Origin of the sequence: Halocynthiibacter namhaensis, from assembly GCF_000812685.1 — a bacterium.
GTDB classification, from domain to species: domain Bacteria; phylum Pseudomonadota; class Alphaproteobacteria; order Rhodobacterales; family Rhodobacteraceae; genus Halocynthiibacter; species Halocynthiibacter namhaensis.
Window position 1 is genome coordinate 1 of the sequence record NZ_JWIF01000007.1, and the last position, 5,932, is coordinate 5,932.

The window sequence follows — 5,932 nt, forward strand, 5'->3', positions numbered from 1 at the left end:
CTCCCGCCGGTAGCCCGGCGGCACCGGAAACGCGCACATCTTGTCAACCGTTCCGCGCGCCAAGCCAAAATCACGTGCTATCGACCGCTTGCTGCGACCCTCATCAAAGTGCGCCCGGCGCACCTGCAAATAAACTTCCACAGTGTAAATCCTCCAGCCCTCCCTGCTCAAACAGTTCAGACAAAAAGTGGACGACTTTTGCGCCGCCCGCACCGGTGAAATACCGGCGCTACTGTGGCCTAATTTTGCACCGCCCTATACAGCACAAATGAACTTCGGTCAAAAAACCACACAATTTTCTCTTGATGAATGCAGCCCTGATGAACTTAGCAAAGTTATCACGCAGATTCAAAAAGAGCATCCTGAATGCACTTTAGTCAAAACGAGCCACGTTCGTTTTCAGTGCAGTAACTTAAGCCTTGAAGACCTTGATGCGCATTCCAAAGGCAAGCTAAACGACTTCGTTGCCGAAAATTTGGGTGAAATAGAATACTCATTAGACGCATTATATCGGGCCATTGTTGATGAGTGCCAAAGAAAATCAAGAACTACAGATATAGCAGAAAGCTTTGGCGAAGTACTGAAGGGGCGAGCGGTAACTAGATCTGATGCCGAAGATTGGCTGAACCGAATAAGAGACAAAGCGACAGCGCCAACTTGGGACGAAATTGCAGCAGACATTGATGCGGGCTTTCGTGAAAAGAATTTGATGAGAAAAGAATGGCATCGTTATTGTATTGAAGCTTTGAACTGCAACGTTGCGATCAACGTGGTTCGTACAAAAATTCAAAAACACCTCCAGAGCGATATAAACAGTGGCATGAGTTTAATGGAAATTATTGAAAATATTTTTCCTCAAGTTGAACCCCTAGCAAGGGAACATTTGGCTCCAATAAGCAATGAGAGAATTAAGGTGATGATCACATATGAATCCTGCACATGACAAAACACTTAAATCATTCAAAATTTTGATTAGAAGCTTGAGAACAAAAAAATATGAAAAAACTGAAATTCAAAAAGCTTTGGCTGCTATCAACAAAAGAACACAAAGCAAAGGCGATATCACTGGACAGTAATGTAACGGCAATAGTTGCAGACAACGAGTTCGGAAAATCGAGCTTGGTGAAATCTCTTTATGCAAGCCTTGGAGCAGAGCCACGCAAAATTCCAGAGTCTTGGAAAAATGCAAGTGTGTCGAGTCTCCTGCAATTTTCACTCGATCAAGATGTCTATTACATTCTCCGTTTTGGTCCAATATTTGCTCTATTTAATGAAAACAAAGAGCCCATATGGGCGGTTAGCGGGATCACGAAAGGTCTTGCACCAAGGCTGTCTGAGATGCTTGATTTTAATGTAGAGCTAAGTACAAAAAGCGGAGGAGTTGCATCGCCGGTTCCAGCCCTTTGCTTTATGCCATTCTACACCGACCAAGATCGCGGATGGACCGAAAGCTGGGAGTCTTTTGACGGCACAGGCTTTATAAAAGGCTATAAAGACATAATCGCAAACTTTCATACAGGAATGCGACCAAAAGAATACTACGAGGCAAAGGCTAAAAAAGATGAAGCCTCGTCCGAAGCTTCCGGAATAAAAAAAGAGCGCTCCATATTAGCTCAAGCAAAAGGCAAAATAGATGCAAAACGATCTTCCGTAGGCATAGCATTCAAGCCAGAAGCTTTCACGGACCGAATACAGGCGTTACTAAAAGAACAGAATGCGCTTCAAGATATCTATGATCAGGTAAAACTCAAAGTTTCGGAGTTACAGTCCTCCCGTTCAATTGCGTTAGAAGAAATGCAAATTTCCAAAATCGTGCTCGACGAATTGGAGCAAGACATCGGCTTCCTTCAAAAAGAAGGTGACTCTGACATTCTCTGCCCAACATGTCACACGCTGCATTCAAATGATTTTGCAAATCGATATGGACTAATGAATGATACGGATGCCTGTCGAGAGATTTACGCTGCCAGCCTACAAAACGTTGATAATTTAAGTGCTAGTATCGAACGTGCCATGCGGCCAGTTGCAGGGCTTTCAGAAAAAATTTCAAAAATTGAATCTATCTTAGAAAGCACTCGTGGCGAATTAAAACTCCGCGACATGCTTCAAGATGAGAGCAACAGAATGGTCGACGAAATATTTAATTCAGAAACAGACGAATTGGATTTGGCGATTGGCAAGCTAGATCAAAAAATTTCGGAATCGAACTCCAAGATGAATGAGTACGAAGACAGGAAACGTAAAAAAGAGATTAAAGATTTCTATATATCTAAAATGGCTTCTTTTTGCCAAAAATTGGATATCAATAATGTCCCTGAAGTCGTCTATACAAAAATTCGGCCTGCAATCAGTGAGGCTGGCAGCTCTCAACCAAGATTATTTTTAGCCTACTATTATGCAGTCCTTCATACCATTGCTAAATACTCGACAGGTTTTTTCTGCCCAATTGTTATCGACACGCCAAAGCAGCAGGATCAAGATGATGATCACGCTGAAACAATGATAAGGTTTTGTATCGAAAATAAGCCTGATGGCACTCAGCTAATTCTTGCTTCTGGCAGCCTGCACGACGTTACCATTCAAGGTGAAGTGATCGAACCACAAACGAAGCACTCAATTTTGGAAGCAACCCAATTTGAAGCGGTGAATGGTTTTATGTCTCCCTTTATTAAATCAGCTCTACAATAGTCAATTTCCGAGGCTTTTAGGCTGCAATGTCAGGCAAAGTAGGTCGCTACTTGAGGTTGTTTGAAAGTGATAACATTATGGGAAAGTATGTCGACTAAAAGTGAAAATGCAGGAATTCACTGGATCGCCTTCCACGAACGCGCGCACCTCGAATTGGGTCACTTCTCAATCCTCGAAGGCGTTCCGACGTTCAATCTAATTTCGAAATCTGGGAAATCGCAGGTGCAGCAACCTGACCTGCCGCGTGCGGTTTGGGACAAGGTGGAACGGTGTTTGGAATTGCAGGCCGATCATGAGGCACTTGAAGAGATGCTCGGCAATATAGATGCGGTTAGTTGGTCCGAATTGCGCGTCACCGTCGCCAGCATCGCAGTTGTGATGGTGTTGATTGAGAAGGCTGATGCAGACAACCCAAATCCAAGTGAAACCCACCCCAAAGCCGCGACGCGGATATTTCAGTTGCTTGGGCATGTGAATGACATGTGGTCGATTGGTGCGTCGGTGAATGGCGCAAATTTACCCGAAGCAGGGCATATTCAGGCGCTTGCAAAAGAGGTGATTTTGCCTGCCTATTTTGACGCGGTTGAGATGGCCAAGTCTGCTGACGCCGCAAGCTTTGTTGATGATCTTGGTGATCCTGAGATTTTCTTTGCCGATATTGCTCACGCCAAACTTGGTCATTGGGATCAGTTGCAAACCGTTGGCGCGAAGGAATGGGCGGAATTAAAGGATGCCAACGAGCAGATTTTGCCATTGGTGTATAGGTTTCAGGCAGAGAAGAACACGTCGACATAATGCAGCTTTGTATCTTGGCCAATGTCCTTGATGTCGGGTTTATGAGGTAAGTCATTTGCATTTTGCGAGACAACAAAGGCGAAGCGATGCATGTCCAAGTCGCTTTCCTCATTTAACCGTTCAATTGCGCCGCTCGCACCAATGGGAAAATGCGGTTCGTCGCGCTGTAGCTGGAACGTGGGTGATCCATTCTCGCCCAACGGCATCACATGCCATTTCGCTTTATAGCGTTCAAACCCGATTGCGTGGACATTGGCGTCGGCTCTCAAAAAGAAACAAAACTCTTCGCAAAGTTTGAGTGTCGCATCTGGTGTATCACGATCTTTGACCTTTTTGATGAGGTTCAATTCGTCCTTGGTAAAGCGTTTGATCTGGAGTTGTCCGCGAAGGCCGTGTTTCTCAACATAGTCACCCCATGCATCCGTATTCGTTTGAGGAAACCAGCTTTCCTCATACTTACGCCCAAGATCGACGTGTTGTTCTGCAATCCACTCATAGATCAGCTTGGCAAAGCTGCGTCTGATTTTACCTTTGCGGAAATTAGCGACGTAATCTGTGCCAATGGGCGCAGTTCGCCCAAGGGCCGCGTCCATAACCTGTTCCACACTCATGTTGAGGATTTTGCCAACATCGCGCGTCACGGCATAAAGCCGTTTGCGTTCTTCTTCGCTTGCTGCCAGCCAATCAATATCCACAAAAATATTCCCGTTCAAAATACCCGAATATACCCGCGCTCTACCTCGTGTTGCGGGGGTAATGTCAGTCTATCTTGCTCTCATACAGACACAAGCGCGGCAAATACCGCTTTGTAAAATAGGACTTTTATCCTACAATGTTCCATTTACGTTCTCATGATTGTCGTGAGGAAAGGAGGAACAACAAAGCAAGCCGCGCCTGCAAATGAGCAGCGGTAGAAAGGAAACGGCAATGACCGACAAAACACCCCCAGAGTTTAACCCAGAAACAGCCCCACCAAGCCTGACGATTGATTGGGACGCGTATTTGCCGTTCTTTGAGGACGAGGATATTTCAGAAGACGACAAGCGCCAGATGATTGAAGCACTTTGGTCGATCATGGTCAGCTTTGTTGATCTCGGCTTTGGCGTGCATCCCGTGCAGCAAGCTTGTGGAAAAGACATTTCATTGGCTGAATTGCCTGCCTGTGATGTGGTAAACTTGAGCCATACCAAGACAGATTTTAACAAAGCATCCGCCTCGAAAGGTGGACAGACAGGGAGTCGTTAAATGAGAGCAAGTCAAACACAACAGGCCGTCATTTATGCGCGTGTCTCTGGTGCCAAGCAGGTGCGTGAAGGGGACGGCCTTGCCTCTCAGGAAAGCCGTTGTCGTGAGTACGCCAAGTTCAAAGGCTATGAGGTCATCAACATTTTTACCGACGATGTGAGTGGTAAAGCCACGGCGCGGGTTGGTATGCAATCCATGCTTGGTTTTTTGCATATGAATGCCAGTACGTCGGATGAGATGGTTGTCATCATTGACGACATCAGCCGTTTGGCCCGTGGGCTCACCGCGCACTTGGAGCTGCGGCAATCGCTTGCCAAGGCTGGCGGTAAGCTCGAAAGCCCATCGATTGAATTTGGCGAAGACAGTGACAGCATTCTCGTTGAAAACCTGCTCGCTTCTGTTGCCCAACATCAACGCGAAAAAAACGGCGAGCAAACCAGCAACCGCATGAAGGGGCGCATGATGAATGGGTACAACGTGTTCTCTGCACCTGTGTGAACCGCCCCGGTTTTACCGGAGAGTAAAACACTCCAAAGGTGAGCCCTATGACAAAGAAGAAACATACCCCCGCCTATCCGACTGAGCTGCGTGAACGTGGCGTTCGGCTTTTTCGAGAAAACCGTGTCAATTATTCCAGCGATTCAGCCGCACACAAAGCGATCGCGCCCAAGCTTGGCTGTTCCCCTGACAGCCTGCGTATCTGGTGCCAACAAGCGGAACGTGATGAGGGTCAGCGCGCAGGCCTGACAACCGAAGAAAGGGACCGCATCAAAGAATTGGAACGAGAGAACAAGGAACTTCGCCAGGCCAATGAGATCCTGAAGAAGGCGTCGGCATATTTTGCCCAGGCGGAGCTCGACCGCCCGTTCCGCAAATGATTTCCTTCATTGAGGATCATAGAGAGGTCCACGGGGTCGAGCCGATCTGCAGGGCTCTGCCGATCGCCCCGTCTACTTTCTATGCTCATGCAGCCATTGCCCGTGATCCTAATTTGGCTTCAGACCGGTCCAAACAGGACGCCTTAGATCGCAAGAAGATCAAGGACGCCTTTGATGGCAGTGGTAAGCGATATGGTGCACGTAAAATCTGGCACGAGTTGCGCCGAAACAATCACGACATCGCGCGCTGCACAGTAGAACGGTTGATGAAAGTTATGGGAATACAGGGCGTTGTGCGCGGTCAGAAGCCGATCACGACCAATCCA

The 5,932-nt window shown here is 47.0% G+C and carries 8 protein-coding genes and 1 other annotated feature; of the genes, 7 read left to right on the forward strand and 1 reads right to left on the reverse strand.

The features are described 5' to 3' along the window. The first annotated feature begins 187 nt into the window (after positions 1-187). The 3 genes from RJ38_RS00840 to RJ38_RS00855 all read left to right on the forward strand — a co-directional run bounded on the left by RJ38_RS00840 (position 188) and on the right by RJ38_RS00855 (position 3,483). Complete coding sequence (locus tag RJ38_RS00840) at positions 188-943, forward strand: dsDNA nuclease domain-containing protein (RefSeq protein WP_039017030.1); 756 nt, start codon at positions 188-190, stop codon at positions 941-943. Positions 944-996: 53 nt separating this feature from the next. Beyond that, complete coding sequence (locus tag RJ38_RS17905) at positions 997-2,688, forward strand: hypothetical protein (RefSeq protein WP_052245110.1); 1,692 nt, start codon at positions 997-999, stop codon at positions 2,686-2,688. Between the two features lie 87 nt (positions 2,689-2,775). Next, complete coding sequence (locus RJ38_RS00855; RefSeq protein ID WP_039017031.1) at positions 2,776-3,483, forward strand: hypothetical protein; 708 nt, start codon at positions 2,776-2,778, stop codon at positions 3,481-3,483. On the opposite strand, the gene RJ38_RS00860 is transcribed toward RJ38_RS00855, so the two are convergent. Continuing rightward, the gene (locus RJ38_RS00860) at positions 3,456-4,178 is read right to left on the reverse strand and encodes a hypothetical protein (RefSeq protein WP_039017032.1); all 723 of its coding nucleotides are present in this window, start codon (positions 4,176-4,178) and stop codon (positions 3,456-3,458) included. The genes RJ38_RS00855 and RJ38_RS00860 overlap by 28 nt on opposite strands. A gap of 232 nt (positions 4,179-4,410) precedes the next feature. Between RJ38_RS00860 and RJ38_RS00865 the strand changes: the two genes are divergently transcribed. The 4 genes from RJ38_RS00865 to RJ38_RS19020 all read left to right on the forward strand — a co-directional run. After that, complete coding sequence (locus RJ38_RS00865) at positions 4,411-4,728, forward strand: hypothetical protein (RefSeq protein ID WP_039017033.1); 318 nt, start codon at positions 4,411-4,413, stop codon at positions 4,726-4,728. Further along, positions 4,729-5,226 carry a recombinase family protein gene (locus RJ38_RS00870; RefSeq protein ID WP_039017038.1) on the forward strand — a complete coding sequence of 166 codons (498 nt, stop codon included), beginning with the start codon at positions 4,729-4,731 and terminating at the stop codon, positions 5,224-5,226. It begins immediately after the preceding gene. Positions 5,227-5,273: 47 nt separating this feature from the next. Further along, entirely contained in the window at positions 5,274-5,606 is a 333-nt protein-coding gene (locus tag RJ38_RS00875; protein ID WP_039017034.1) for a transposase, read from the forward strand. Continuing rightward, positions 5,561-5,677: a sequence feature (AL1L pseudoknot), on the forward strand. It overlaps the preceding gene by 46 nt. Before the next feature lie 42 nt (positions 5,678-5,719). Continuing rightward, on the forward strand, positions 5,720-5,932 hold a 213-nt coding region (locus tag RJ38_RS19020; RefSeq protein ID WP_162183540.1), incomplete at its 3' end, for an IS3 family transposase.